18 protein-coding genes are annotated in these 26,498 nt (G+C 61.4%); 14 read left to right on the top strand and 4 right to left on the bottom strand.

What is annotated here, in order from left to right:
• Entirely contained in the window at positions 1-6,546 is a 6,546-nt protein-coding gene (locus HBJ59_RS06635) for a non-ribosomal peptide synthetase (RefSeq protein ID WP_167663051.1), read from the bottom strand.
• Positions 6,547-6,701: 155 nt separating this feature from the next.
• A complete protein-coding gene (locus tag HBJ59_RS06630; protein WP_167663050.1) occupies positions 6,702-7,685 on the bottom strand; it encodes a TauD/TfdA family dioxygenase in 984 nt (327 codons plus the stop codon).
• Positions 7,686-7,874: 189 nt separating this feature from the next.
• Here HBJ59_RS06630 and HBJ59_RS06625 point away from each other — a divergent pair, with 189 nt between their 5' ends.
• Together HBJ59_RS06625 and HBJ59_RS06620 are read left to right on the top strand one after the other, a co-directional pair.
• Positions 7,875-8,126 (top strand): type II toxin-antitoxin system HicA family toxin, encoded by a 252-nt coding sequence (locus tag HBJ59_RS06625; RefSeq protein ID WP_076014293.1) that lies wholly within the window; start codon positions 7,875-7,877, stop codon positions 8,124-8,126.
• On the top strand, positions 8,123-8,479 hold the full coding sequence (locus tag HBJ59_RS06620) for a type II toxin-antitoxin system HicB family antitoxin (protein ID WP_076014294.1): 357 nt from the start codon (positions 8,123-8,125) through the stop codon (positions 8,477-8,479). Before HBJ59_RS06625 ends, HBJ59_RS06620 begins: the two co-directional genes overlap by 4 nt.
• On the opposite strand, the gene HBJ59_RS06615 is transcribed toward HBJ59_RS06620, so the two are convergent.
• Positions 8,480-9,652: an MFS transporter gene (locus HBJ59_RS06615; RefSeq protein WP_167663049.1), complete on the bottom strand. Its 1,173-nt coding sequence runs from the start codon at positions 9,650-9,652 to the stop codon at positions 8,480-8,482. It abuts the gene before it with no gap.
• Between the two features lie 133 nt (positions 9,653-9,785).
• Between HBJ59_RS06615 and HBJ59_RS06610 the strand changes: the two genes are divergently transcribed.
• The 8 genes from HBJ59_RS06610 (at position 9,786) to HBJ59_RS06575 (ending at position 17,277) form a co-directional block, all read left to right on the top strand.
• Entirely contained in the window at positions 9,786-10,370 is a 585-nt protein-coding gene (locus HBJ59_RS06610) for a TetR/AcrR family transcriptional regulator (protein ID WP_167663048.1), read from the top strand.
• Positions 10,371-11,278: 908 nt separating this feature from the next.
• Positions 11,279-11,860, top strand: a complete 582-nt coding sequence (locus HBJ59_RS06605; RefSeq protein WP_010168877.1) for an alpha/beta hydrolase — start codon at positions 11,279-11,281, stop codon at positions 11,858-11,860.
• 48 nt (positions 11,861-11,908) lie between these two features.
• Positions 11,909-12,835 carry a sigma 54-interacting transcriptional regulator gene (locus HBJ59_RS06600; RefSeq protein ID WP_167663047.1) on the top strand — a complete coding sequence of 309 codons (927 nt, stop codon included), beginning with the start codon at positions 11,909-11,911 and terminating at the stop codon, positions 12,833-12,835.
• A gap of 148 nt (positions 12,836-12,983) precedes the next feature.
• Positions 12,984-13,766 (top strand): MetQ/NlpA family ABC transporter substrate-binding protein, encoded by a 783-nt coding sequence (locus HBJ59_RS06595; protein WP_010168878.1) that lies wholly within the window; start codon positions 12,984-12,986, stop codon positions 13,764-13,766.
• A 560-nt stretch (positions 13,767-14,326) separates the two neighbouring features.
• Positions 14,327-14,992, top strand: a complete 666-nt coding sequence (locus HBJ59_RS06590; RefSeq protein ID WP_063033611.1) for an amino acid ABC transporter permease — start codon at positions 14,327-14,329, stop codon at positions 14,990-14,992.
• Positions 14,973-15,632: an amino acid ABC transporter permease gene (locus HBJ59_RS06585; RefSeq protein WP_063033610.1), complete on the top strand. Its 660-nt coding sequence runs from the start codon at positions 14,973-14,975 to the stop codon at positions 15,630-15,632. The genes HBJ59_RS06590 and HBJ59_RS06585 overlap by 20 nt, the downstream gene beginning before the upstream one ends.
• On the top strand, positions 15,629-16,405 hold the full coding sequence (locus HBJ59_RS06580) for an amino acid ABC transporter ATP-binding protein (RefSeq protein ID WP_076018209.1): 777 nt from the start codon (positions 15,629-15,631) through the stop codon (positions 16,403-16,405). The genes HBJ59_RS06585 and HBJ59_RS06580 overlap by 4 nt, the downstream gene beginning before the upstream one ends.
• Positions 16,402-17,277, top strand: coding sequence for a transporter substrate-binding domain-containing protein (locus tag HBJ59_RS06575; RefSeq protein ID WP_076018208.1), 876 nt, complete (start codon positions 16,402-16,404; stop codon positions 17,275-17,277). The genes HBJ59_RS06580 and HBJ59_RS06575 overlap by 4 nt, the downstream gene beginning before the upstream one ends.
• Before the next feature lie 134 nt (positions 17,278-17,411).
• Here the strand turns inward: HBJ59_RS06575 and HBJ59_RS06570 are convergent, their stop codons facing one another.
• Positions 17,412-18,572, bottom strand: coding sequence for an AAA family ATPase (locus tag HBJ59_RS06570; protein WP_167663046.1), 1,161 nt, complete (start codon positions 18,570-18,572; stop codon positions 17,412-17,414).
• 122 nt (positions 18,573-18,694) lie between these two features.
• On the opposite strand from HBJ59_RS06570, the gene HBJ59_RS06565 reads away from it, so the two are divergent.
• The 4 genes from HBJ59_RS06565 (at position 18,695) to HBJ59_RS06550 (ending at position 26,210) form a co-directional block, all read left to right on the top strand.
• On the top strand, positions 18,695-19,801 hold the full coding sequence (locus HBJ59_RS06565; protein ID WP_076018206.1) for an efflux RND transporter periplasmic adaptor subunit: 1,107 nt from the start codon (positions 18,695-18,697) through the stop codon (positions 19,799-19,801).
• Entirely contained in the window at positions 19,798-20,868 is a 1,071-nt protein-coding gene (locus HBJ59_RS06560; protein ID WP_167663045.1) for an efflux RND transporter periplasmic adaptor subunit, read from the top strand. Before HBJ59_RS06565 ends, HBJ59_RS06560 begins: the two co-directional genes overlap by 4 nt.
• Positions 20,865-23,918, top strand: coding sequence for an efflux RND transporter permease subunit (locus tag HBJ59_RS06555; protein ID WP_167663044.1), 3,054 nt, complete (start codon positions 20,865-20,867; stop codon positions 23,916-23,918). Before HBJ59_RS06560 ends, HBJ59_RS06555 begins: the two co-directional genes overlap by 4 nt.
• A gap of 120 nt (positions 23,919-24,038) precedes the next feature.
• Positions 24,039-26,210 carry a glycoside hydrolase gene (locus HBJ59_RS06550; RefSeq protein ID WP_167663043.1) on the top strand — a complete coding sequence of 724 codons (2,172 nt, stop codon included), beginning with the start codon at positions 24,039-24,041 and terminating at the stop codon, positions 26,208-26,210.
• Positions 26,211-26,498: the final 288 nt, after the last annotated feature.

Genomic DNA, 26,498 nt, shown 5'->3' with positions numbered 1-26,498 from the left:
TCAAGCCTCCGTCATTTCGTTCATCAGTTGCTCGATATCGGACAAGCCCGCTTCAGTCAGCGATTGGCCGGCACTTTCCAGGGTTCGTGAAAACTCACTCAAGACAGGTGTCTCGAAGATCTGGCGAATTGGCATATCGATGCCCAGTTGGGTGTTGATTCGGGAAATCGCCTGGGCCGCCAGCAAGGAGTGGCCGCCCAGCTCAAAGAAGTTGTCGTGCATGCCGACCCGCTCGATGCGCAGCACCGTGGCCCAGATGTCACACAGTTGTTGCTCAAGCTCCGTGGCCGGGGCCACGTAATGGGCCTGCATCTGACGGGCATCCGGGGCCGGCAAGGCCTTGCGGTCGAGCTTGCCGTTGGGGGTCAGGGGCAGCTCGGCCATCCACATCAGGTGCGCGGGCACCATGTAGTCCGGCAGGCTGCTTCTCAAGTCCTCGCGAATGCGCCCCAGCAACGCGGCCTGGACCTCGGCGTCGGCATGCAGGATGGCCGCATCGGTCGGCACCAGGTAGCCCACCAGTTGCTTGCCGAGCACGCCATCGATATCGATGACCAAGGCGTCGCCCAGCGCCGGGTGCTCCAACAGCCGCGCACTGATTTCCCCAAGTTCGATGCGAAAGCCACGAATCTTCACCTGATGATCAATGCGGCCGACGTATTCGATTACGCCGTCTTCAACGTAGCGTGCCAGGTCGCCCGTGCGGTACAGGCGACCTCCAGGATGTTCGCTGAACGGGTCGGGGATAAAACGTTCCGCCGTCAGCGCAGGGCGATGGTGGTAGCCGCGCGCCAACAGGCCGCCGCCGATCTGCAGCTCACCAATAGCGCCGGGAGCGGTCAGGGCCGCACCGTTATCCAACAGGTAAATCGAGCGCCCGCCCAAGGCCTTGCCGATAGGCATCAACGCCGGCGGTGCCGAACTGTCTGGCGCCGCGAACGCCGTGCAGTCATGAGCGGTGACCGTAACAGTCGCTTCGGTCGGCCCATAGGTATTGAGCAACCGTACATGGCCCAGGCCTGCCTGTTTCCACGCCACGACACCCTCCGGCGGCATGGCTTCGCCACCTGCGTGCAACTGGTGCAGGCGCCCGTAATCGCGCGGCCCCTTGGCGGCGAAGTCCTTGGCCAACATGAACCAGTAGGCAGTGGTCAGGTCGACCACGCTGATGTCCTTGTCGATCAATTCACGGTAGAACGTTTCGCTGTCCCACAACGCCGGCCCGCGTATCACCACCGAGGCGCCGCACGTGAGTGCGGGGTACAACTGCTCGACAAACCCATCGAAGTTGAAGGTGGCGAATTGCAGGATCCGGTCGCTCGCCGACAGGTTGAAGAACCCCAGCGATACCTGGGCGTGCAGGCTCAGGGAGCCCTGATTAATCGCCACGCCCTTGGGCCGCCCGGTGGAACCCGAGGTGTACATCACATACGCCAGGGACTGCGGGTCGACAGGCACAGCCAGGTTGTCGGCGCTGTAGGCGGCCAGCCAGTCGCCCGGCTGGTCGAGACACAGGCTGGGCAGCCCCGGCGGAATCGGCAGCCGGGACTGCAGGGCCGTCTGAGTCAGTAGCAGTACAATCGCGCTGTCCTCCATCATGTAGGCCAGGCGCTCACGGGGATAGTCCGGGTCCAGCGGTACATAGGCGCCGCCGGCCTTGAGGATGGCCAGCAGGCCGATCACCATGTCCAGGCTGCGCTCAACGGCAACCCCAACCAACACTTCCGGCCCCACACCCAGTTCACGCAGCTTATGGGCCAGGCGGTTGGCCTGGCGATTCAGCTCGGCGTAGCTCAGTTGCTCATCACCCATCAGCAGCGCCGGTGCCTGGGGCTGCTCGTGCACACGCGCTTCGAACAGGCGCGCCACGGCGGTATCGGCCAAGTGGGTGGTCTGTGTACCCTGGCACCAGTCGCGCTCAAGGCGTACCTGTTCCGGCGGCGAGAACAACGGCAACCGGTCGACGCTCACTTGGGGTTGTGCAGCCAGGGCGTGCAACAGGTTCAACCAATGTTCGGCCATGCGTTCGATGCGGGCGTGGTCAAACAGGTCGCTGGCGTACACAAACGTCGCCAGTACACCGTCCGAACGCTCCACGGTATCGAGCGACAAATCGAACTGTGAGGTGCCTTCGATCAGGTCGAGCTCCTGCACATCCGCACCGATCAGGCTCCGCCCGGTGACCTGTTCGCCCAGGTCGCGCATGTGGTTGTACATCACCTGGAACAACGGGTTATGGCCAAGGCCACGCTCCGGCGCCAACTCCTCCACCAGCACGTCGAAGGGGATGTCCTTGTTGGCCTGGGCCTGCAGGCTGGTTTCCTTGACCTGGGCCAGTAGCTGATTGAAGGTCGCGGTAAAATCCACCCCGACCCGCACCACCAGGGTGTTGACGAAAAAGCCAATCAGGCCTTCCAGTTCCAGGCGGTTGCGGTTGGTCACCGGCACACCGACGTTGATCTTTTCAGTGGCACTGTAACGCGCCAGCAGCAAGCCGAAAGAAGCCAGGAATATGTGGAACAAGGTGGCATTGGCGCTCACCGCCAAGCGGCGCAAACCGGCCGCCAGTTCAGCGGGCAGGCGCACGTCAATGCGCCCGCCACGGTAGCTCTGGACCTGCGGCCGAACGCGGTCGGCGGGCAGCTCCAGCACGCTGAAGTCATCTTCCAGGCGGGCTTTCCAGTAGTCCAGTTGGGCCTGCATCTGCCCGTCGTTGAGGCGCTCGCGCTGCCACGTGGCATAGTCCGCGTATTGCACAGCCAGCGGCGCAAGCGCGACAGGTGGCTGCCCCGAAACCCGGGCGTTGTAGCTGGCGATGCACTCACGCACCATCACACTCATGGACCAGCCATCGGAAACGATGTGGTGCAGCGTCAGCAACAGCAAATGCTCCTCGGCCCCGACTTGCAGTAGCTTGATACGCAGCAACGGGCCGTTCGCCAGGTCAAAGGGGCGCTGGATCTCCTCCTGCAACTTGAGCTCCAAAGCCTGGCCCTGCAACGCACCGATGCATTCCTCGGCGAGGGGCACCGAAAGGCTCGGCAGGACTTTCAGACAGGGCACGCCCTGCTCTTCGACAAACACCGTGCGCAGGCTTTCATGGCGTGCCACCAGCGCATCGAATGCCGCGCGCAGCGCCAGCTTGTCCAGGGAACCGCTGACTCGCACGGCCATTGGCGTGTTGTAGGCCGAGCTCTGCGGGTGAATTTTCCAGAACAACCATTGCCGGTGCTGGGCATGAGACACCGCAAGGTTCTGCTGGCGATCAAGGATTCGAAACGGCGCGTCATCCGCGCCGGCCTGGCCGGTGATCTCGGCGCAGAAACTGCGCAAGTCCTGGGTGTCGAACAGCAATCGCAACGGGATATCCAGCCCCAATTGACGGCGCGCCCGGGAGACGATTTGCGTGGCCAGCAACGAGTGTCCGCCCAGTGCAAAGAAGTTGTCGGCCAACCCCACACGCTCGACCCCGAGCACCTCTGCCCAGATGTTGGCCATGAGTTTTTCGTGGTCGGTGACGGGAGCCTCGTACTGCCGCTCATCACTCGTAGCGCCTGGGGCCGGCAAACGGCTGGCGTCGACCTTACCATTGGCAGTGAGGGGCATTTCATCAAGAAACACGATCTGCCCAGGGATCATGTGCTCGGGCATAAAGCCCCTGAGAGCCTTTTGCAGCTCGACGCCTGAAGCGTTCAGGGCCGCCTCATCCTGTGGCGCCTGGCTGGCAACCACGTACGCAACCAGTTGCAGCGCATCGGGCACACCGGTGACCCGGACCAGCGCCTTCCTGACGCCCGGCAGGTCTTGCAGGCGCTGCTCGACTTCGCCCGGCTCCACCCGATAACCGCGAATTTTCACCTGATGGTCCATGCGCCCGATAAACCGCAAAGCGCCAGTCGGGTCACGCCGCACAAAGTCGCCGGTACGATACATCCGCGAGCCGGCAGGGCCGTGCGGGTCCGGCACGAAGCGCTCGGCCGTCAGCCCCGGACGAGCAATGTAACCGCGCGCGAGACCAACGCCCGCGATGTGCAATTCACCCTTGGCGCCGCCGAGTGTTGGCAGCAGGCTCGCGTCCAGTACCTGTATCCGAACGTTATCCAGCGGGCCACCCAAATGAAGCGGTTGCCCGGCGACCAGCGGCGCCGTCAGCGCCCCCACCGTACCTTCGGTCGGCCCGTAGTGATTGATGACCGCAAGCGCTGGAGAAAACCCGGCAATCCGCGACAGCAAAGCCTCGGAGCAGGCTTCGCCACCGAGAACCAGGCACTCGCGGGGCAACACTGCACCGCTGCCACTGGCCGAAAGCATGGCGTCCAGGTGCGACGGTACGATCTTCAGCGCATCGATCCGGTGTTCGGTCATGTAGGTCGCAAATGCATCCGCATCCAGCACCCGTTCCTTGCTCAACAGGTGCACAGTCTTGCCATTGCACAGCGCACCGTAAAACACCGTGTGCCCAAGGTCCGCAGCCGGGGTGGAAGTCATCGCCAGGTTCTGGATGTCGGCCATCGGCAAGCGCCGTGAAACAGCCTGCACGTAGTTGACCAGCGCACCATGGGAGACCGCGACCCCCTTGGGCGTGCCAGTGGTGCCGGAGGTGTAGATGATGTAAGCCAGATTACCCGGCGCAACCTCAACGCAAGGTGCCGTACCCGGCAGATCCGCGATGCGGTCGAAGGCGATCGACTGTATGCCCACCGGCAACGTTTGCGCCCAATTCGAGGGGGCGAGGACGTGAACAATGCCCGCATCTTCAAGCATAAAGGCCAGGCGCTGGGCCGGCTGGTCAGGCTCAAGGGGCACATAGGCTGCACCGCACTTGAGGATCGCCAGCATGCCCACCAGCATGCCCGGTGACCGGTCGGCCACCACACCCACTGCCTGCTCAGGCACAACCCCTGCCGCCTGCAACTGCTGCTGCAACTGCCCGGCCTGGCGGTTCAGCTCGCCGTAGCTGATGGTGTGGCCCTCATGGACCGCTGCCACACGCTCGGGGAAATCCCGGGCAACCTGTTCAATCAGGCTGTGCACGCAGGTGTCCGGCTCGACGGTAAGCCCGTCCTGAGGCCGTAATTGATCACCCAAGGGCCATTCACCGATGGGCAGTACGGTTTCCTGCGCCAGGCCCCGCAGCACCTGCACCCAATGCTCAGCCAGACGGGCAATGGTCGCCCGGTCAAACAGGTCGACAGCAAAGGTAAACGCCGCCTGCAACTGCCCGTCACTTTCAACGGTATCGAGGGCCAGGTCGAAGCGCGCCGTGGTCTTGGGCTGAGGGGATTTTTCCAGCACCAGCCCGGAGCGGGTCTTGATGGTCTGGACGTCCGTCACGTTCGCCTGGTGGTTGAACAACACTTGGAACAAAGGACTGTGGGCGGTGCTGCGGTCAAGGTTGAGCACCTCCACCAGTTTCTCGAACGGCAGGTCCTGAAAGGACTGTGCCTCCAGCGCGCTGGCCTTGACCCGGCGCAACAGCTCAGCCGTATCGATCAATGGGTCAATGTGGGTGTGCAGCACTTGGGTATTGATAAAACACCCGATCAACCCCTCGACCTCAGTACGCTGCCGATTGGCAACCGGCACCCCGACGCGCTGAATGTTTTGCCCGCTGTAGCGGTACAACAACACACTGAAGGAAGCCAGCATCAGCATAAACAGGGTGACATTGTGTTTTCTGGCGACACCCCTCAGTTGGGCTGCCAATTGCGGATCGATATCCACGGCGTACTGCTCGCCACGATGCCCCGGCACCGCAGGCCGTGGACGGTCGGCCGGTAATTCGAGGACCGGATGCTCGTCACCGAGCTTGTCCAGCCAATACGTCAGTTGCCGTGCCTGCTCACCCGCTTCCAGCCAACTGCGCTGCCACAGTGCGTAATCGCGGTACTGAATGGGCAAGGCCGGCAACGTCGCCGTTTCACCCGAGCTGGCAGCATCGTAGAGCCGCACCAGTTCATCGATCAGAACCCCCATCGACCAACCGTCGGCGACGATGTGGTGCAACGTCACCAGCAACAGGTGTTCGTCATGGTTTTTCTTCAGCAACTTGATACGCAGCAAAGGCCCTTGAATCAGATCGAACGGGGCAAGGGCTTCGGCACGGGTGACTGTGTCGATCCGACCGTCGCGCTCAGCGTCTTCGAACGCTGAAAAGTCGATGAATTCGACCGTGACCTCCCCGGCATCAAGGACGTGCTGAAGCACCTGGTCATCCTGCTCGCGAAACACCGTACGCAAGGTTTCGTGACGGTCCAGCAGACTATCGACAGCCTGCTGCAACGCTTGCTGATCCACCTCACCCAGCAACGTCACGGCCATGGGCAGATTGTAGGCACTGCCACGCGGGTCCAATTGCCAGGCAAACCACATACGCTGTTGCGCATAGGACAAGGCGTCCCGCTCCGCCACCTGCACATCGGACGCAATGGGAAAAAGCGAAAAGTCGACGTTCTCCGCTTTCAAGGCCTCAAGAAACAAATGCCGCTTCGGCGCAGGCAACTCGATAAAACGACGAGCGAGTCTAAGTGAATCTTGAGCGTTCATGCATTCCGTCCTTACTGATCTGCGGCCTGGCCTGCGGGCCAAGGCGTTTCCAGTAGAACGAGCAAGGGAGAGGCTAATTTAGCCAGGAAAGCCGCAGGCCGATCACCTGCACGCAACGCCGTTGGGCGCTGCGCCTGGGCTCGCCAAGTAAGGGTTCAGCGAGGTTGCTCGCTATAACCTTGTGCCATCGCCACGACCACCTTCCGGGGCCCGGTAAAGGGCGAACGCGCATGAGCGGCGAGCATGTTGTCGAGCATCAGCACATCCCCCGCCTGCCAGGGAAAACGGATAGCGCACTCGTCCAGTACCCGACGCACCTCGTCCAGCACCTCGGCCTCGATGGGCGAGCCGTCACCGTAATAAACGTTACGGGGCAGGTCCTCTTCATCGACGATGTCCAGCAAGGTTTCCCGCACCTCGTCCGGCAGGTTGGAGACATGGAACAAGTGCGCCTGATTGAACCACACCCAATCGCCGGTCGACGGGTGCCGGGCCACCGCCTGGCAGGTCTGGCGAGTACGCAACTCGCCATCGTCTTTCCACTCCCACTCGATGGCGTGCGCTTGGCAATAGGCCTCTACCACACCCCGATCTTCGGTGTTGAATACCTGCTCCCATCCCACATCCAGGCCATTGCCATAATTGCGCACATACATCAGGCCCTTCTCGATAAAACGCTGGCGAACATACTCCGGCATTCGGCGGTACACCTCCCGACTATCGGCAATCGGCGTTTCACCGCCGGTCTGCGCGGCAATCACGCTGTAGAACCAGATTTTCATTGGCCACTCGAGGGTGTAGGCCTGCTCGTTGTGCAACGGAATGCTCTGATGCGCAGGGTATTCGGTCGAGGTGTAGACGCCTTGGGTGACATTGCTGCGCGGTGTGGAGCCAAACTCGTAATTGAGCAACGGATGACCAAATGCCTGAGCAAACTGGCGAAACGCGTCCACACCGCCCACCTCAAAGCCGCGAAACAGGATGCCACCCGCCTGCGGCAGAAGCTGTTCAACCAGCGGTTGAAGCTCATTGAACACATCCATCAACCCGAGACCAGGCTCCGGGGCCTCAATCAACAATGGCAAGCTGCCCCGCTCACTCAACAAAGGGAAGGCATTGAATTCCAGCAGTACGTTCATGTGGCTCGGCTCCAAAGGCACGTCGTCCCTATAAAACGAATCCGGAGGGGAAAAATTAGCGGGGGATTTGTTGCGCAGGCAGCAGTGTCATCAAGGGTTACATCAAACACCGAGTGGCTCGGCGAGGCTGTCCTATCATTGACTCAACCCATCAATTGCAACTACATTTAGTTACAGGCAAGGATCGCCGTGTCGAAAAATGAAAAGCTGCTGGCCAAACTGCTCAATGAGCAATCAGCGTTTACCTGGCCCGAACTCGTCACGCTGCTGGGGCGCCTGGGCTACACGCAAATCGAAGGGGCGGGTAGCCGGGTCAGGTTCGACAAGGGCGACCCCTGTGCAATGATCACCCTGCACAAGCCTCACCCCGGCAACGAACTGAAACACTACATTCGGCGCCAAATCATCGAACAATTGAAATCAGGAGAACTGATTCAGTGAACAATCAGCTGAAACACAAAGGCTACATCGGCTCCATCGAAGCCAGCATCGAAGACAATTGCCTGTTCGGAAAGCTGCTTTTCATCAAGGCACTGGTCAGCTATGAGGGTAAAACCGTCGCCGAACTGGACGCGGCCTTTTGCAACGCGGTAGACGACTATATCGCGACCTGCGAAGGCCTTGGGCAAACACCGGAAAAGCCCTGCAAGGGCTCGTTCAACGTCCGTGTCGGCCACGACCTCCATTTAGCCGCCGCCCTCGCGGCGACCCGGCAAAAAGTCACGCTGAACGACCTCACACGGCAAGCGTTGAACGAATTCCTGCAACATCGCGGCGCACTCGTTGCAGGGTAATCAGCCCAACCGCCGATACCCCAACAGCGCCGCCCCAAGCACCACCGCCCCCGCCGCCAGCGCCACCCAGAACCCGCTGGGGGCGCCGAAGTTGTCGATCATCCAGCCGGAACTGGCGGCGCCAATGGCCACGCCGATGCTCAGGCCGGTGATCAGCCAGGTCATGCCTTCGGTCAGGCGGCTCGGCGGGACGATTTGCTCCACCAAGGCCATGGACACGATCAGCGTCGGGGCGAAGAACAGCCCGGAGATGAAGATCGCCGCCGCCAACCCGGGGATGTTCGTCACCAGCAGCAACGGCAACGTGGTAATCGCGGTGGCCACGCCGCAGTACAGGAACTGGCGAGGCAGCGGTGCTTTCAACTTGAGCGCGCCAAACGCCAGCCCGGCCAGGCACGAACCGATGGCGTACACCGACAGCACAATGCTCGCGGCGGCTGGCTGGCCTTGATGCTGGGCGAAGGCGACGCTGACCACATCCACCACGCCGACGATGACGCCCATGGCCATCAACAGCACCATCAGGATCAACACCGAGGGCGAGGCGATCAGCCAACGGCCGTGTTCGGCGTGGTGTTCATGCACCGGTGGTTCGGTCTGGCGTTGCAGCACAAAGGCGGTCACGCCCACTGCCAAAAACAGTGCCGCAATTAACGGCCCCGCTTCGGGAAACAGCAGCACACACAAGCCCACCGAAACCGGCGGGCCGACAATGAACACCACCTCATCGAGCACCGACTCCAGGGCAAACGCGGTTTGCAACTTGGGCTGACCGCGATACAACTCGGTCCAGCGCGCCCGCACCATGGCCGACATGTTGGGCATGCAACCGGCCAGGGCGGCGAAGATGAACAGCGTCCACGTCGGCGCCTGCAAGCGGGTGCAGAGCAACAGCAGCAACAGCGCGCCGCCGCCGATGGAAGCGGCCACCGGCAACACCCGGCCCTGCCCGTAACGGTCCACCAGCCGCGAGACCTGGGGGGCGCAAAACGCGGTGGCCAGGGCGAAGGTAGCGGTCACCGCACCGGCCAAACCGTAACCGCCGTGCACTTGCGACAGCATGGTGATCAAGCCGATGCCGGTCATGGAGATCGGCATGCGGGCGAGCATGCCCGCCAATACAAAAGCCCTGGAACCTGGCGCCTGGAACAGCTCGGCGTAGGGGTTTGCCATGTGTGTAACCTCTTCCTGAGCGCCCTGAAACTTGCTATTCGAGGTTTTCAGGGCAAAATACATACGGTGCGTATGTGATAAATCATGCGTAACATACGCACCGTATGTCAATCACCTATTGCGAGCCTTACCCATGAGCCGAGCCCGTGCCGACATGATCGAAGACACCCGCGCCCGCCTGATCGCCAGCGCCCGCCAGGCCTTCGCCACACAAGGCTACGCCCAAACGTCGATGGACGATTTCACCGCGCGCGCCGGCCTGACCCGGGGAGCGTTGTACCATCATTTTGGCGACAAGAAAGGCTTGCTGGCGGCGGTGGTTGCGCAGTTGGACGGTGAAATGGACGCGAGCCTGCAGCGTATCTCGGAACAGGCCGTTAATCCTTGGGAAGGGTTTTGCCAGCGCTGCCGGGTTTATTTGCGCATGGCTCAGGATCCCGAGGTCCAGCGCATCGTATTGCAGGATGCCCCGGCAGTGCTGGGCGCAACTGACCAGCAGCAATGCGTGGACTCGCTGCGCCGTTTGCTCGATGACCTGATGCAGGCGGGCCTCGTCGAGCAGGCGTGCAGCCAGGCGCTGGCGAGGCTGATCAATGGCAGCCTGGTAAGCGCATCGCTGTGGATCGCTCAGGATGGAGACCCGGGGGCGCGGCTGGAAGAAGCCTTGCATGGGTTGGAGTTGTTGTTGCGCGGGTTGAAGCTCCATGTCGTTCGCTGAACGAGTGCGGCGGGGGTTGTCAGGATCCAGGGGGGCATATCCGTTATTTAGGTAACGGCTACTTATGGTTCCGCTCTTACAGCGGGTCACTTTTGGCAAACGCCCGGAATGCCGGCCCAGCCAAAAGTAACCAAAAGGTCTTTGCCCCACCACTCGGTGCCTCGCCTAGGCTCGGCATGCCCGCACTCCGGCCATCGTGGTTGACGGGGCCCGCAGATCAAGATCAACAGCAGATCAAAAGCAAGAGCACAGCGGCCTACAGGCCGGCTTGAGTGGTAGAAGCGAAAGCAAAGCTGCTTTTCTGTAGGAGCGAGCTTGCTCGCGAAAAACCTGAGAACGCCGCGTTGAACCAGGATGCCATCGTCATCGTTAACGACCTTCGCGAGCAAGCCCGCTCCCACATTTGAACCGTGCCCGCTTTAGCTTCTGATTTTGCTGTTGCTGTTGCTTCACCACACTCAAGCCGGCCTGTAGGCCGCTGTGCCCTTGATCTGCTTTTGATCTTGATCTTAGGCGCCCCGTTAAACCACGCTGGCCGAACGCAGGCAGTACGGAGCGGGTAAACCGGCAGGACGCCGGTTTAGCCGCGACGGGGCAGGGACGCCCCGTCGCGGCGGCCCGCTTCGTGCTGCCGGAGTGCGGGCACACCGAGCCCAAGCGAGGTGCCGAGTGGTGGGGCAAGAGCGTTTTGCTTACTTTTGCGCTTTTCAAAAGTGAGCCGCTGTAAGAGCGGAACCAATCGAAGCCGTTACCTTAATAACGGATATGTACCCCCAACCCCCTAAATCCCCCCCACCCTCCTCAAACAACCATTTTGGTTATTAATAAATAGCTTCTTATTCCTTAACGAATATATACCCCGTGCCTATACTGACCCACAACGTTAAACGCTGCAGGAGGGCACACCCATGCACAGCGAGTCGATTCGTTATCTGATCGTGCCGGGCTGGCAAGGATCGCCAGAAGATCATTGGCAAAGTCATTGGCAGAACAGCCTGCCCAACAGCGCGCGCGTAGAGCAGGCCGACTGGCTCACCCCGCGCCGCGAAGACTGGGTGGCCGCACTGGCCGAAGCCATCGCCGCCGACAGCACCCCGGTGATTCTGATCGCCCATAGCCTGGGCTGCATCACCGTCGCCCATTGGGCCGCCACCGCACCGGTGCAGTTCCTGCGTCAGGTACGCGGCGCTCTGCTGGTGGCCCCGGCCGATGTCGAACGCCCTGCCTGCGCTCCCGCCCTGCGTAACTTTGCGCCCATCCCCAGTGACCTGCTGCCGTTCCCAAGCCAGGTTGTCAGCTCCGACAACGACAGCGCCGTCAGCGCCACCCGCGCCCTGGAACTGGCGCGTAACTGGGGCGCCGAAGCGGGGATTCTCGCAGGGGCCGGGCATATCAATGTGAAGTCCGGCCATCAACGCTGGGAACAGGGTTTCGCCTACCTCTATCGCCTGCAAAATCGCCTGGAACATCACTCCCGGCGCCGTGCATAAAATTTTTTAAACGCCCCTTCCCCTTCGTGGATGGGGCGGGAGTCTGCCATGAGCCTGCATGAAACCTTCGGTCAGCCCCTGCTGACCTTCCCCGACGCCGAAAAAAGCCCCCTGAGCATTCGTGCCAAGGCGCTGGTATTTGTCGACCCACGTTCGCGGCAACTGCGCGAAGACCTCGAAAACCTCGCCCCCCGTGCCTTGCCCGTGTTGATCCGCGGTGAAACCGGCAGCGGCAAGGAATTGCTCGCGCGGCATATCCACCGTGGCAGCGACCGTACCGGTTTGTTTGTCTCGGTCAATTGCGGCGCCATCAGCCCGACTTACGCCGACGCCGAGTTGTTCGGCTATGCCGCAGGCAGCCACAGCGGTGCAGCCAGTAGCCGTGCCGGCTGGTTTGGCTCGGCCAACGGCGGCACCTTGTACCTGGATGAAATCGGCGACCTGCCGTTGCCAATCCAGGTCAAGTTGCTGGCGGCGTTGGAAAACCACGAAGTCACTCGCGTCGGGGCCCATCATCCAAGCCCGGTGGATGTGCGGCTGGTGGCGGCCACCAGTATCGACCTCGCCCAGGCCGTAGCGGCCGGCAAGTTTCACGAGCGCTTGTTCCATTACCTCAGCGAAGGCCAGTTGGAGTTGCCGGCACTGCGCGAGCGGGTGGGCGATATCCTGTCACTGGCCGAGTATTTCCTTGGCATCTACAGCCAGCGCCTCGACCTGCCGGTGCCGCTGATCAGCGACGAGGCCCAGCGCGTGTTGGAGCATCACACCTGGCCGGGAAACACCCGGGAGTTGGAGAACGTGATTCACTTTGCCCTGTTGGTCAGCAGTGGCGACGAGATTTTGCCGGAGCATTTGAACCTGCCGCTGCCGTCGGTGGCGCAGATCGAACACCAGGCGCGACAGATCCTCAGCAGCGGCACCGAGGCCGAACGTGATGCGCTGAAGCGTCTATTGAAAGGGTTGGGATCTGTATGAGCAAAATGGAATATCAAAGTGAATAAAAAGTATTGTTCTGGAATAAAAAACCTCGGTATTGTCCGCTCCACGCCGCGATAGCACTTCGCTGGCATCCACTAAAAAAGCGGCCGTCCCAGACGACCCGGATTTTCGATAAGGACACTGCATGAAAAAGGTTCTGTTGTTTACCGCACTGGCGGCTGCCCTGACTGCAAGCTTCGCCCAGGCCAACGAGAAACTGGTGGTCGCGGCCACTCCGATCCCGCACGCCGAGATCCTTGAGCTGGTCAAGCCGACCCTGGCCAAAGAAGGCGTGGACCTGGAAATCAAAGTCTTCACCGACTACGTGCAGCCGAACGTGCAGGTGGCCGAGAAGCGTCTGGACGCCAACTACTTCCAGACCCTGCCGTACCTGGAAAACTTCAACAAGGGTAAAGGCACCAACCTGGTCACCGTCATCGGTGTGCACGTTGAACCCTTCGGTGGTTACTCGAAAAAGATCAAAAATATCTCTGAGCTGAAAGATGGCGCCACCGTGGCCATCCCGAACGAAGGCAGCAACTCCGGCCGTGCCCTGCTGCTGCTGCAAAAGGCTGGCGTGATCACCCTGAAAGATCCAACCAACGCCCTGGCCACGCCGAAAGACATCGCCAGCAACCCGAAAAACCTGAAATTCAAAGAGCTGGAATCGGCGCTGCTGCCACGCGTACTGGACCAGGTTGACCTGGACCTGATCAACACCAACTACGCCCTGGAAGCGGGCCTGAACCCGGCCAAGGACGCACTGATCATCGAAGACGCCAAGTCGCCGTACGTGAACTTCCTGGTTGCCCGCCCGGACAACAAAGACAGCGACGCGATCCAGAAGCTGGCCAAAGCTCTGACCAGCCCTGAAGTAAAAGCTTTCATCGAGAAGAAATACAACGGCGCCGTCGTGCCGGCGTTCTGATCGAGCCCCAAAACCTCCTTCAAGGTTTAAACGCCGACGGCTTCTACAGCGTCGGCGTTTTTTATGGCTGGAATGCAATCGAAATGTGGGAGCGGGCTTGCTCGCGAATGCGCTGGGTCAGCCAACACATCTGCTGACTGATACACCGCATTCGCGAGCAAGCCCGCTCCCACATTGGGTACAGCGTCAGCTCAGATATTTCGGCTGTTAATGGCCCTGCGCAGCGCCACCAGCCACTTCACCAGCTCCTGCGGATCAATCGGTTTTGCTTTTGTCATCGCTCATTCCCTCGCCTGTTGATTGGCCCTCAGTCTGGCCATGCGCTGCCTATCCCTGAAGTGCAGCACCGATAAAAAGACGCTTCCTACCTTCCCGGGAACAGTAGCTGTCATCCGCCTGCACCGCGAATCCGCCGGTTATCTATTTGGGTGATATCAATATGCTATTTCGGTATTTAAATTTTACTTTTTATACCTTTAAAGTCGGCGCTACTCGGCGTTACCCACGCTGAACCGGACCGCACCAACGCCGCATTACCCCTGCGGCGTCAGGGATTTCAGATGACCTTCGATTACGCATTTATCCTCAGCACGCTGCCTGCGTTTCTCAAGGCCGTGGGCGTGACCTTGCAAGTCGGCCTGATCGCCATCGGCACCTCGTTAGTGGTGGCCTTGATCAATGCTGCGCTGCTGGTATTTCGCACGCCCTACGTCTGGCGCCTGGTGGCGCTGTACGTCGAACTGGCGCGCAACACACCGCTGCTGATCCAACTGTTTTTCGTCTACTTCGCGTTGCCGGCCCTGGGCTTGAACATTTCCGGGTTCTGGGCGGCGATCATCACCATGACCTTTCTCGGCGGCGCCTACCTCACGGAAGTGCTGCGCGCCGGGGTCGAGGCGGTGCCGCTGGCGCAGATCGAGTCGGGCAAGTCCATCGGCCTGTCCCACTGGCAGCTGCTGCGGCATGTGATCCTGCCCCAGGCGGGGATCCTCAGCCTGCCGGCGCTGTTTGCGAACTTCATTTTCCTGCTCAAGGAAACCACCATCGTGTCGGCGGTGGCGGTGCCGGAAATTCTCTACACCACCAAAAGCTACATCGCCCTCTATTACAAAACCTACGAAATGCTCGCAGTGCTGACGCTGATCTGCGTGCTGTTATTCCTGCCGTTGTCGCTGCTGCTCAGCCGCCTTGAAAGGAGGCTCCAGCATGGCCAGTTCGGGTCTTGAGTTACTCTGGGTGTCGTTGCCGCAACTGGGCAAGGGCGCTGCGCAAACCCTGTCGATCTCATTCTTGAGCATTGCCTTCAGTACCGTCGGCGGCGTGTTGTATGGCGTGCTGCGCACGCTGAATTCAAAAGCGATCAACCTGGTGCTGCGAATTTACCTGGAGCTGTTCCGCGCTATCCCGGTGCTGGTGTGGCTGTACCTGCTGTTCTTCGGCCTGCCGATTTTCTTTGGCCTGAGTATCCCGAGCTTTTGGTGCGCGGTGCTGGTGTTGTCGCTGTGGGGCGCCAGTGAAGTCGGCGAAGTGGTGCGCGGTGCCTTGCATTCGTTGCCCCGTGGCCAGCGTGAAGCCGGCCTGTCGATTGGCCTGTCGGACCCGCAGCTGTACGGCTACGTGCTGCTGCCCCAGGCCCTGAAACGCATGACCCCGCCGACCATCAACGTCTACACCCGCATCATCAAGACCAGTTCCCTGGCGGTGCTGATCGGTGTGGTGGACGTGATCAAGGTTGGCCAGCAAATCATCGAGCGCACCTACGAGTCAGTGTTGATCTACGGCGCGCTGTTCCTGTTTTTCTTCTTTATCTGCTACCCGTTGTCGGCCGCCTCCAAGGTGCTGGAACGGCGCTGGGCCCAAGCATGAGCGCATTGATCGAGTTTCAGGGTTTCAACAAATACTTCGGCGACCAGCAGGTGCTCAAGGGCATCGACCTGAGCGTACAAAGCGGCGAAGTGGTGGTGATCCTCGGCCCCAGCGGTTGCGGCAAAAGCACCTTGCTGCGGTGCCTCAATGGCCTGGAAGTGGCCCACAGTGGCAGCCTGCGTTTTGCCGGCAAGGAGCTGCTGGACAAGGCCACCGACTGGCGCCAGGTGCGCCAGGACGTGGGCATGGTGTTCCAGAGTTATCACCTGTTTCCGCACATGAGCGTGCTCGACAACATTTTGCTCGGCCCGTTGAAAGTGCAAAAACGCGAGCCCCGTGAGGCCCGTACTCAAGCCGAAAAGCTGCTGGAACGGGTGGGCCTCTCAGACAAGCGTGACGCCTATCCGCGCCAGCTCTCGGGCGGCCAGCAGCAACGCATCGCCATCGTCCGCTCGTTGTGCATGAACCCTCAGGTCATGCTGTTTGACGAAGTCACCGCTGCCCTCGACCCGGAAATGGTCAAGGAAGTACTGGAAGTGATCCAGGGCCTGGCCCGGGACGGCATGACCCTGCTGATCGTTACCCATGAAATGGCCTTCGCCCGCGCCGTCGCCGACCGCGTGGTGTTCATGGAGGCTGGCCGCATCCTCGAACAAAACACCCCCGAGGCATTCTTTACGAACCCGCAAACCGCACGCGCGCAGCAGTTCCTGGAGAAGTTCTCCTTCGTTTCAACACTGCCCAAAAGAACCAAGGAATTGGAGCTGCTATGAAAACTGCCAAGTTGTTATTCCCCCTGTTCGGCCTCGCTTTGCTGGCCGGCTGCAATAAAACCGAAGAGCCCGCCAAGACGGCCGCTGCGGCCACTCCGGCACCGGCTGCGGTGAGCTACATCGACAAGATCAAGGCGCGGGACAAGCTGATCGTCGGCGTGTTTACCGACAAGCCGCCGTTTGGTTTTGTGGATGAGTCCGGCCGCTACGTCGGCTTCGATACCGACATCGGCCGCCGCTTCGCCAAGGACCTGCTGGGCGACGAGAACAAGGTTGAATTCGTTGCCGTGGAACCGGCGAGCCGCATCCCGTTCCTGCAAAGCGACAAGGTCGACCTGATCCTCGCGAACATGACCGTGACGCCTGAGCGCAAGGAAGCGGTGGACTTCACCAACCCGAACCTGAAAGTGGCAGTGCAGGCACTGGTGGCCAACGCCAGCCCGGTGAAAGACCTGGACGACCTGGCGACCCGCACCACCATCGTCACCACCGGTACAACCGCGGATATCTGGCTGACCAAGAACCACCCGGACTGGAAACTGCTGAAGTTCGAGAAAAACTCCGAATCGCTGCAAGCGCTGTCGGCCGGCCGTGGTGATGCCTATGCCCAAGACAACCTGGTGCTGTTCAGCTGGGCCAAGCAGAACCCGGGCTACCGTGTGCTGGAGCAGAAACTGGGGGACGAGGCACCGATTGCACCGGCGGTGAAGAAGGGCAACATCGAACTGCGGGATTGGGTGAATGCCGAGCTGGCCAAGCTGGGCGAGGAGAAGTATCTGCTCAAGCTGTATGACCAGTATGTTCGCAAGGAACTGAGCGATGACACCAAGCCTGAGAGTGTGATTGTTGAAGGCGGGAAGTGGCAGGGCTGATCAGTTAGCTATTGAGTGACTGATCTACCGTCTTCGCGAGCAAGCCCGCTCCCACATTCGGCCGAGTTCCACCTTTGGAATGCGGACAAATGTGGGAGCGGGCTTGCTCGCGAAGAGGCCCTCACAGGCACCGCCTAGCTGGGCCAATGCCACGCCGGCTCATCCAGCACCCGCTGCCCCACCACCTGCGTCTGCCCCATCACCTTCTCCAGCACGATCGAATTACACCCTTCATCCTGCTGCAACGCCGCAATCAAGCGGCTGGCATGGGACACCACCCACACCTGGCACTGCTGCGACACCTGGATGATCAGGCGCGCCAACGCCGGCAACAGGTCCGGGTGCAAACTGGTTTCCGGTTCGTTCAGGACCATCATCGTCGGTGGCCTCGGCGTCAGCAGCGCCGCCACCAGCAGCAAATAGCGCAAGGTCCCGTCCGACAGCTCCGCCGCCGATAACGGCCGCAGCAATCCTTCCTGATAAAACTCGATGGCAAAGCGTCCGCCTTGCAATGGCTGGATATTCAACCGCGCGCCGGGAAACGCATCGCTGATCGCCCGTTGCAAGGCTTCCGGGTCGCCAATCTCGCGAATGGTCTGCAACGCCGCCGCCAAATCCCGACCGTCGTGATGCAAAACCGGCGTGCGCGTGCCCAGCTGCGGCTGGCGCACCTGAGCGTCGACGTCGCTGCGAAAGTGATCATAAAAGCGCCAGCCACGAATGCTTTCGCGCAGCAGCAACACCTCCGGCGACCCCCGCAGGCTGCCGACCTGGTCGAACAGGCTGTGGTAGTTCGGCGTGTGCTGGGCCAGTACATCCCAGGCTCGGCCATCGCGGGCGCGCACCATCGGGCCGGAGCGCTGCACCAACAGGCTCGCCGGGCGAAACACATGCCCGGCCCAGATGCATTCTTTCTTGATCTCGGGGTCCAGGGAGAAATAAGACGCGCCGGGCTCAGGCAACCCCAGGGAAATCGCATAGCTGAAATCCTCCCCGGAAAATCCCAGGCGCAAGCGCTTGGCGCCCTGGCGCACGACGGGCTCTACCGGGACTTCGCCGCTGAGCATGCGCCGGCTGATGTTTTCCGGCCCGGCCCAGAAGGTTGAATCCAGCCCACCCTCGCGGGCCAGTGCGTTGATCACGCCGCCTTGTGCCGTCTCCGCCAGCAGCCGCAGGGCGCGGTACAGGTTGGATTTACCGCTGCCATTGGGGCCGGTGATCAGGTTCAACCGATCCAGCGGCACCACCAATTTGTTGATCGAGCGGTAATTGGCCACCGCGAGGGTCTTGAGCATGGGAAAAATTATCGGCGAGGGAACCATTGGAGTATGGGATTCTCCATGCAGATAAGGAACCCTGTTCTAAGCTCACAGTCGCATAGACACTGGCACGGCGGCATCACGCAAAAGGAGCCTGCATGGGCGGTCCCAACTCCACATTTATTATTCTCGGCCTTGGCTTGCTGGCGCTGTTGAGCGGTTGCGGCCAGGAAAAAGCCGAACCCAAGGAACATTCCCGGGTGTTCGTGCAGACCGTGAAGTCCACCGACTTTGCCGCCGCCGTGACCTTGACCGGCGATATCCAGGCGCGGGTGCAGACCGATCTGTCGTTCCGCGTTGGCGGCAAGATCATCCAGCGCATGGTGGATGTCGGTGACCGCGTCAGCGCCAAGCAAGTGCTGGCCAAGCTCGACCCGAAAGATTTGCAGACCAACGTCGACTCCGCCCAGGCCCAGGTGGTCGCCGAACAGGCGCGGGTCAAACAGACTGCCGCCGCGTTTGTGCGCCAGGAAAAACTCCTGCCCAAGGGCTACACCAGCCGCAGCGAATACGACTCCGCCCAGGCCGCGTTGCGCAGCAGTCAAAGCGCGTTGACTGCCGCCCAGGCGCAGTTGGCCAATGCCCGTGAGCAGTTGGGCTACACCTCGCTGATCGCCGACGCGCCGGGCATCATCACCGCGCGCCAGGCTGAGGTCGGCCAAGTGGTGCAGGCCACCGTGCCGATTTTCAGCCTGGCTCGGGATGGTGAGCGCGATGCGGTGTTCAACGTCTATGAGTCGCTGCTGGTAGAGCCGCCGCCGGACAAACCGATCACCGTCAGCCTGCTGGAAAATCCGCAGATTACCGCCGTGGGCAAGGTCCGCGAAGTCACCCCGGCCGTGGCTGCGAATACCGGCACGGTGCAAGTCAAAATCGCCCTCGACGCGCTGCCCAAGGGCATGCAACTGGGCTCGGTGGTCAGCGCCACCGCCAACGGGCCGGCCAAGGCCAGCATCGAGTTGCCGTGGGCTGCCTTGACCAAAGACATCAGCGCGCCGGCTGTCTGGCTGATTGACGGCGACGGCAAGGCGCAACTGCACAAGGTCACGGTCGCGCGTTATCTCACCGGCAAGGTGATCATCAGCGACGGCCTCAAGGGCGGTGAAAAAGTCGTGGTGGCCGGCGGCCAATTGCTGCACCCCGGCATGATCGTGGAAATCGCCCAGCCGCCGGATCAGGCTCAGGCCCAAGGAGTGCAGCCATGAAGCGGCTGACGGTATTGCTCGCTGCCAGCCTGCTGTTGATGGCGTGCTCCAAGGAAGAACCTGCGCCGGAACCGGTGCGCCCGGTGCTGTCGATTGAAGTGAAGTCCGAAGACCAGGAAAACCTCGGCCGCTTCGCCGGCACCATCCAGGCCCGTTATGAAAGCAACCTGGGTTTCCGTGTGCCCGGGCGCATTGCCCGGCGCGCGGTCGACGTGGGTGCCGAAGTGGAGCAGGGCGCCTTGCTGGCCGTGCTCGACCCCACCGATCAACAGAACCAGTTGCGTGCTGCCCAGGGTGACCTGGCTCGCGTGCAGGCGCAGTGGATCAACGCCCAGGCCAATGCCCGCCGCCAGCAGGAACTGTTCAGCCGTGGCGTCGGCGCCCAGGCCCAACTGGACATCGCCCAGACCGACCTGAAAACCACCCAGGCCTCCCTCGACCAAGCCAAGGCTTCGGTCAACCAGGCCAAGGACCAGCTCAACTACAGCGAACTGCGCACCGACCACGCGGGCATCGTCACCGCGTGGAATGCCGAGGCCGGCCAGGTGGTCAGCGCCGGTCAGCAAGTGGTGACCCTGGCGCGTCCCGACATCAAGGAGGCCGTCATCGACTTGCCCGCCGGCCTCGCCGAGCGCCTGCCGCCGGATGTGGTGTTCCTGGTCGCCGGGCAAATGGACCCGAACATCAGCACGACTGCCACCGTGCGCGAGATCGAACCCCAGGCCCAAAGCGCCACCCGCACCCGTCGCGCCCGCCTGACCCTGGCCGAAACGCCGCCTGCGTTTCGCCTCGGCACCGCCATCAGTGTGACCTTGAGCTCAGCCATCGCTCCGCGTATCGAACTGCCCCTCAGCGCTTTGCAGGAAGCCGATGGCAAGACCCGCATCTGGGTGATCGACACCCAAAGCCAGACCGTACAACCCCGTGACGTCACCATCGTCAGCCGTGACGCCGACAGCGCCTTGCTCAACGCTGGCGTCAAACCCGGCGAGCGCGTGGTGAGTGCCGGCGTGAACAGCCTGAAGCCCGGGCAAAAAGTCAAAATCGACGAGGACAGCCCGCGATGAAAGGGAGCTTCAACTTATCCGACTGGGCCCTCAAGCATCAGTCCTTCGTCTGGTACCTGATGTTCGTCGCGCTGCTGATGGGCGTGTTCTCGTACATGAACCTCGGCCGCGAAGAAGACCCGTCGTTCACCATCAAGACCATGGTGATCCAGACCCGTTGGCCAGGCGCGACCCAGGAAGAGACCCTGAAGCAGGTCACCGACCGCATCGAGAAAAAACTCGAAGAGCTGGACTCCCTCGACTACGTGAAAAGCTACACCCGGCCCGGTGAGTCGACGGTGTTTGTGTTCCTCAAGGACACCACCAGCGCCAAGGCGATCCCGGAGATCTGGTACCAGGTACGCAAGAAGATCGACGACATCCGCGGCAGCTTCCCCCAGGGTTTACAGGGGCCGGCGTTCAACGACGAGTTCGGTGATGTATTCGGCTCTATCTACGCCTTTACCGCCGATGGCTTGTCGATGCGCCAGTTGCGCGACTACGTCGAGCAAGCGCGCGCCGAGATTCGTTCGGTGCCGGGGCTGGGCAAGGTCGAGATGATCGGCCAGCAGGACGAAGTGATTTACCTGAATTTCTCCACCCGCAAACTCGCGGCTCTGGGGATTGATCAGCGCCAGGTGGTGCAGAGCCTGCAATCGCAGAACGCGGTGACCCCGGCTGGTGTGATCGAGGCGGGGCCGGAGCGGATTTCGGTGCGCACTTCCGGGCAGTTCGCCTCGGAGAAGGACCTGGCCAACGTCAATCTGCGGCTCAATGACCGTTTCTATCGCTTGGCCGATGTGGCGGAAATCACCCGTGGCTATGTCGACCCGTCGACGCCGATGTTCCGCTTCAACGGCAAGCCCGCCATCGGCTTGGCCATCGCCATGCAGAAGGGCGGCAACATCCAGGACTTCGGCAAGGCCCTGCACAAACGCATGGACGAGCTGACCGCCGACCTGCCGGTGGGTGTGGGTGTGCACAAGGTTTCCGATCAGGCAGAAGTGGTGGAAGAGGCCGTCGGCGGCTTCACCAGCGCGTTGTTTGAAGCGGTGATCATCGTGCTGGTGGTGAGCTTTATCAGCCTCGGCGTGCGTGCCGGGTTGGTGGTGGCGTGCTCGATTCCACTGGTGCTGGCGCTGGTGTTTGTGTTCATGGAATACAGCGGCATCACCATGCAGCGGGTGTCGCTGGGTGCCTTGATCATCGCCCTCGGCTTGTTGGTGGACGACGCGATGATCACCGTGGAGATGATGATCACGCGCCTGGAAAAAGGCGAAACCAAGGAGCAGGCGGCGACCTTCGCCTACACCTCTACGGCGTTCCCGATGTTGACCGGTACGCTGGTGACCGTCGCCGGTTTTGTGCCGATTGGCCTTAATGCCAGTTCGGCGGGTGAGTACACCTTCACGCTGTTTGCGGTGATTGCCGTGGCGATGCTGGTGTCGTGGGTGGTCGCGGTGTTGTTCGCGCCGGTGCTCGGGGTGCATATCCTCAGCAGCAAGGTAAAACCTCATAACGCCGAGCCGGGCCGGGTGGGCCGGGCGTTCAATGGCGGCATGCTGTGGGCGATGCGCAACCGCTGGTGGGCCATCGGCATTACCGTGCTGTTGTTTGTGGCGTCGGTGTTTTCCATGCAGTTCGTGCAGAACCAGTTTTTCCCGTCTTCGGACCGTCCGGAAATTCTCGTCGACCTCAACCTGCCGCAAAACGCCTCGATCAACGAGACCCGCAAGGCCGTCGACCGTCTTGAGGCGATCATCAAGGATGACCCGGACATCGCCCGCTGGAGCACCTATATCGGCGAGGGCGCGATCCGTTTCTACCTGCCGCTGGACCAGCAACTGGAGAACCCGTACTACGCGCAACTGGTGATCGTCAGCAAGGGCCTAGAAGAGCGTGGAGCCTTGATTGCGCGCCTGCAAAAACGCCTGCGGGAAGATTTTGTCGGCGTGGGCAGCTTCGTGCAGCCGCTGGAAATGGGGCCGCCGGTGGGGCGTCCGATCCAGTATCGGGTGTCTGGCAAGGACATCGACCAAGTGCGCAAACACGCGATCGAACTGGCGACCATGCTCGATAAAAACACCCACATGGGCGAAATCATCTACGACTGGAACGAGCCCGGCAAAGTCCTGCGGGTGGACATCGCCCAGGACAAGGCGCGGCAATTGGGGCTGTCGTCGGAGGACGTGGCGCAGTTGATGAACAGCGTGGTCAGCGGTGCGTCGGTGACCCAGGTGCATGACGATATCTACCTGATCAATGTGGTTGGCCGCGCCGAAGATGCCGAGCGCGGTACGCCGGAGACTTTGCAGAACCTGCAGATCGTCACGCCCAACGGCACCTCGATTCCGCTGCTGGCGTTTGCCACCGTGCGCTATGAGCTTGAACAGCCATTGGTGTGGCGTCGCGACCGCAAACCGACCATCACCATCAAGGCGGCGGTGCGCGACGACATGCAACCGACCGACCTGGTGAAACAGCTCAAGCCGGAAATCGACAAGTTCAGCGCCGCGTTGCCGGTGGGCTACAAGGTCGCCACCGGCGGCACCGTGGAAGAAAGCGGTAAGGCCCAGGGGCCGATTGCCAGGGTGGTGCCGCTGATGCTGTTCTTGATGGCGACCTTCCTGATGATCCAGCTGCACAGCGTGCAGAAAATGTTCCTGGTGGCCAGCGTCGCGCCGTTGGGGCTGATTGGCGTGGTGTTGGCGCTGATTCCCACGGGCACGCCCATGGGCTTTGTGGCGATCCTCGGGATCCTCGCGCTGATCGGCATCATCATCCGTAACTCGGTGATTCTGGTGACCCAGATTGACGCCTACGAGCGCGACGGCTACACGCCGTGGGACGCGGTGGTGGAAGCCACCGAACACCGGCGCCGGCCGATCCTGCTGACCGCGGCGGCGGCCAGCCTGGGCATGATCCCGATTGCCCGGGAAGTGTTCTGGGGGCCGATGGCCTATGCGATGATCGGCGGGATCATCATCGCCACCTTGCTGACGCTGCTGTTTTTGCCGGCGCTGTATGTGGCCTGGTACAAGATTCGCGAGCCGAAGAAAGAAAACGCCTGACAGCCACTGCGCCGACATTCCTACATGGACGTGGGAATGTTTCCTGAAACATTTTTTTGCACTTGGCGCCCGGTCAATTGTTTTACCCTCCGGGCCTGATCCTTTGCCAAGGCCTGCCCCATGCGTTGTTTCCTGCTGGTTTGTACCTTGTTGCTGTCGCCCATGGCTCTTGCCGGCACGGTGCTGGAGAACGCCCTGTGGCGGGTTGAGCTGGACCCGGCGACTCTCGCGATCCATGTCACTCCCAGCGACAAGACCGCCGTGCAGGCTTCAAGCGGAGTCCCTGCGCACAGGGTCAACCAGCTCTCCCAAAGCGCCAGTCAAGCCAGTTGGCAATGGGACGATGGCGCCTATCGCCTGAGCGCCACCCTCGATCAACGGGATCTCGCCCTGACGATCACCGCCCGTGATGCCGGTGAGTTGGCGATCCTGCGGCAACCCGCCAGCGCCATGGGCAACGGCCTGATCTGGCCCCTGGCCGAAGGGCATTACGTGCCGGCGGGCAATGCTGTATGGCAGAACTTCCTGCTGGAACAGGGCGACGTCAACACCACCCAGGACCTCAGCTTGCCGCTGTGGGGCGCAGACCACGGCGCGTTCACCCTCAACTGGCTGATGACCAATCCTTACAACAACCGGTTGCACTGGCAGGCCGACGGTAAAGGGCTGGCGTTGTCCGCCTTCCATGAATTCACCACGCTGGACCCCGCCGCGCCGATGACCCTGCTGTTGCACCTGGGCGAAAGCGACCCGTTGGCCGGCGCCAAGCGTTATCGCCAGTGGCTGGTGGAGCAGGGACGTTATGAGCCGTTGGCAGACAAACTGCGGCAAACCCCGGAAGCGGAAAAACTGCTGGGCGCCAGCCATATCTACCTGTGGGGCAATGACCTGCTGGCCTCGCGCGATGTTCGGGACTGGCCTCAGCTGCTCAAACTGCTGCGCAGCGGCAAAGGGCTGGCAGCTGAGTTGAATGGCTTGTTGGACAAAGAGGCGGCGCAGGTTCGACAGGTCAAGAAACCGTATGAGCAGGCTGTCCTGCTGCGCGGCCTGAACGCGGCGATCAACACAAAAGCCCGGCAGGCCTGGCAGCCCTCCACCGAGCCGAATATGACCCAACTCGCTGACGGCTATGGTGCGCTGCGTCGCGAGTTGGCCGTGGCTTTTGCGGGTGCCTTGAGCGCCACCCCTGAGACTTGGGGCAACACCTTGTCCGTCACCAACGCGCTGAAAGGCGCCGGTCTCAAGCGCCTGCTGGTGACCCAGGGCGAAGGCTGGGAAGGCGGGCTCTGGCATCCTGAGGCCGTGAAGGCCGGTGTCGATGCCGGTTACCTGATGGCGCCCTACGACTCTTATGAAACGGCCTTGTCCGCCACTGAAAACCCCGACTGGACCACCGCGCACCTGGGCAGCAAGGCTTACGGCGAGTGCGCGATCGTGTTGAAGGGCGGCCAGTTGAAGACTGGCTTCCAGAAGTCCGGCCACTACACCGACCCGCGTTGCGTACGGCCATTGCTGGAGGCGCGGATCAAGGCGGTGCAGGCCAAGTCCGGGTTCAACGCCTGGTTTCTCGATGCCTACGCCACCAGCATGTTGTTCGACAGTTACCGCACGGGCGCCAGCATGTCCCAGGCCCAAAACGCCGAAGGCAATATCGATGCATCTCGCTGGATCAGTACGGTGCTCAAGTTGCCGGCAGGTTCCGAAGACGGCAACGCGATCACCGCCCGAGGCATCCTGTTTGCCCACGGTATGCAAACACCGGTGTTGGGCTGGGGTGATCGGGAGATGACCCAGGACAAGCAATCGCCGTATTACGTCGGGGCCTGGTACCCGCCGGAACAGCCGGCGGTGTTCTTCAAGTCGGTGCCGTTGAAAGAGCCGTTTCGCACGGTCTACTTTGACCCGGCGATGCGCCTGCCGCTGTATCAGGCGGTATTCCACGGCTCGGTGATCACCACCCACCATTGGCTGTTCGACAGCCTGAAACTGAGCAACGTGCGGGCCGAGAACGAGCTGACGCAACTGCTCTACAACGTGCCGCCGCTGTATCACCTGAGTGCGGCGACGGTGAAGCAGCGCTTGCCGGTGATTCAGCGCCAGGATGGGTTCTTCCGGCCGCTGCATGAGCGGTTGGCGACTCAGGCCATGACGGATTTTCGCTGGCTGACCGAAGATAAACAGGTGCAGCAGACCACGTTTGCTGATGGGACGCGGTTGGTGGCGAATTTTGTTGAGGGGCGTATTACGGCTTTTGTGCCTGGCGCTCAGGCCGTGGTGTATCAGGTGGATTAGGGGTGGCTGTGAGTCCTTCGCGAGCAAGCCCGCTCCCACAGGGGAATGCATTCCAAAATGTGGGAGCAGACCACGTTTGCCGATGGGACGAGGTTGGTGGCGAATTTTGCTGAACGCAGTATTACGGCTTTTGTGCCTGGCGCTCAGGCCGTGGTGTATCAGGTGGATTAGTGGTGGCTGTGAGTCTTTCGCGAGCAAGCCCGCTCCCACAGGGAATGCATTCCAAAATGTGGGAGCAGACCACATTTGCCGATGGGACGCGGTTGGTGGCGAATTTTGCTGAGGGGC

The organism is Pseudomonas sp. AN3A02, assembly GCF_011765255.1.
GTDB lineage: Bacteria > Pseudomonadota > Gammaproteobacteria > Pseudomonadales > Pseudomonadaceae > Aquipseudomonas.
This window is presented reverse-complemented; position numbering and strand designations above follow the sequence as displayed.

Coding starts and splice junctions, on each gene's coding strand:
- HBJ59_RS06635 (WP_167663051.1), bottom strand. CDS start 6,546: ATGAACGCTCAAGATTCACTTAGACTCGCTCGTCGTTTTATCGAGTTG.
- HBJ59_RS06630 (WP_167663050.1), bottom strand. CDS start 7,685: ATGAACGTACTGCTGGAATTCAATGCCTTCCCTTTGTTGAGTGAGCGG.
- HBJ59_RS06615 (WP_167663049.1), bottom strand. CDS start 9,652: ATGGCAAACCCCTACGCCGAGCTGTTCCAGGCGCCAGGTTCCAGGGCT.
- HBJ59_RS06610 (WP_167663048.1), top strand. CDS start 9,786: ATGAGCCGAGCCCGTGCCGACATGATCGAAGACACCCGCGCCCGCCTG.
- HBJ59_RS06605 (WP_010168877.1), top strand. CDS start 11,279: ATGCACAGCGAGTCGATTCGTTATCTGATCGTGCCGGGCTGGCAAGGA.
- HBJ59_RS06600 (WP_167663047.1), top strand. CDS start 11,909: ATGAGCCTGCATGAAACCTTCGGTCAGCCCCTGCTGACCTTCCCCGAC.
- HBJ59_RS06595 (WP_010168878.1), top strand. CDS start 12,984: ATGAAAAAGGTTCTGTTGTTTACCGCACTGGCGGCTGCCCTGACTGCA.
- HBJ59_RS06590 (WP_063033611.1), top strand. CDS start 14,327: ATGACCTTCGATTACGCATTTATCCTCAGCACGCTGCCTGCGTTTCTC.
- HBJ59_RS06585 (WP_063033610.1), top strand. CDS start 14,973: ATGGCCAGTTCGGGTCTTGAGTTACTCTGGGTGTCGTTGCCGCAACTG.
- HBJ59_RS06580 (WP_076018209.1), top strand. CDS start 15,629: ATGAGCGCATTGATCGAGTTTCAGGGTTTCAACAAATACTTCGGCGAC.
- HBJ59_RS06575 (WP_076018208.1), top strand. CDS start 16,402: ATGAAAACTGCCAAGTTGTTATTCCCCCTGTTCGGCCTCGCTTTGCTG.
- HBJ59_RS06570 (WP_167663046.1), bottom strand. CDS start 18,572: ATGCTCAAGACCCTCGCGGTGGCCAATTACCGCTCGATCAACAAATTG.
- HBJ59_RS06565 (WP_076018206.1), top strand. CDS start 18,695: ATGGGCGGTCCCAACTCCACATTTATTATTCTCGGCCTTGGCTTGCTG.
- HBJ59_RS06560 (WP_167663045.1), top strand. CDS start 19,798: ATGAAGCGGCTGACGGTATTGCTCGCTGCCAGCCTGCTGTTGATGGCG.
- HBJ59_RS06555 (WP_167663044.1), top strand. CDS start 20,865: ATGAAAGGGAGCTTCAACTTATCCGACTGGGCCCTCAAGCATCAGTCC.
- HBJ59_RS06550 (WP_167663043.1), top strand. CDS start 24,039: ATGCGTTGTTTCCTGCTGGTTTGTACCTTGTTGCTGTCGCCCATGGCT.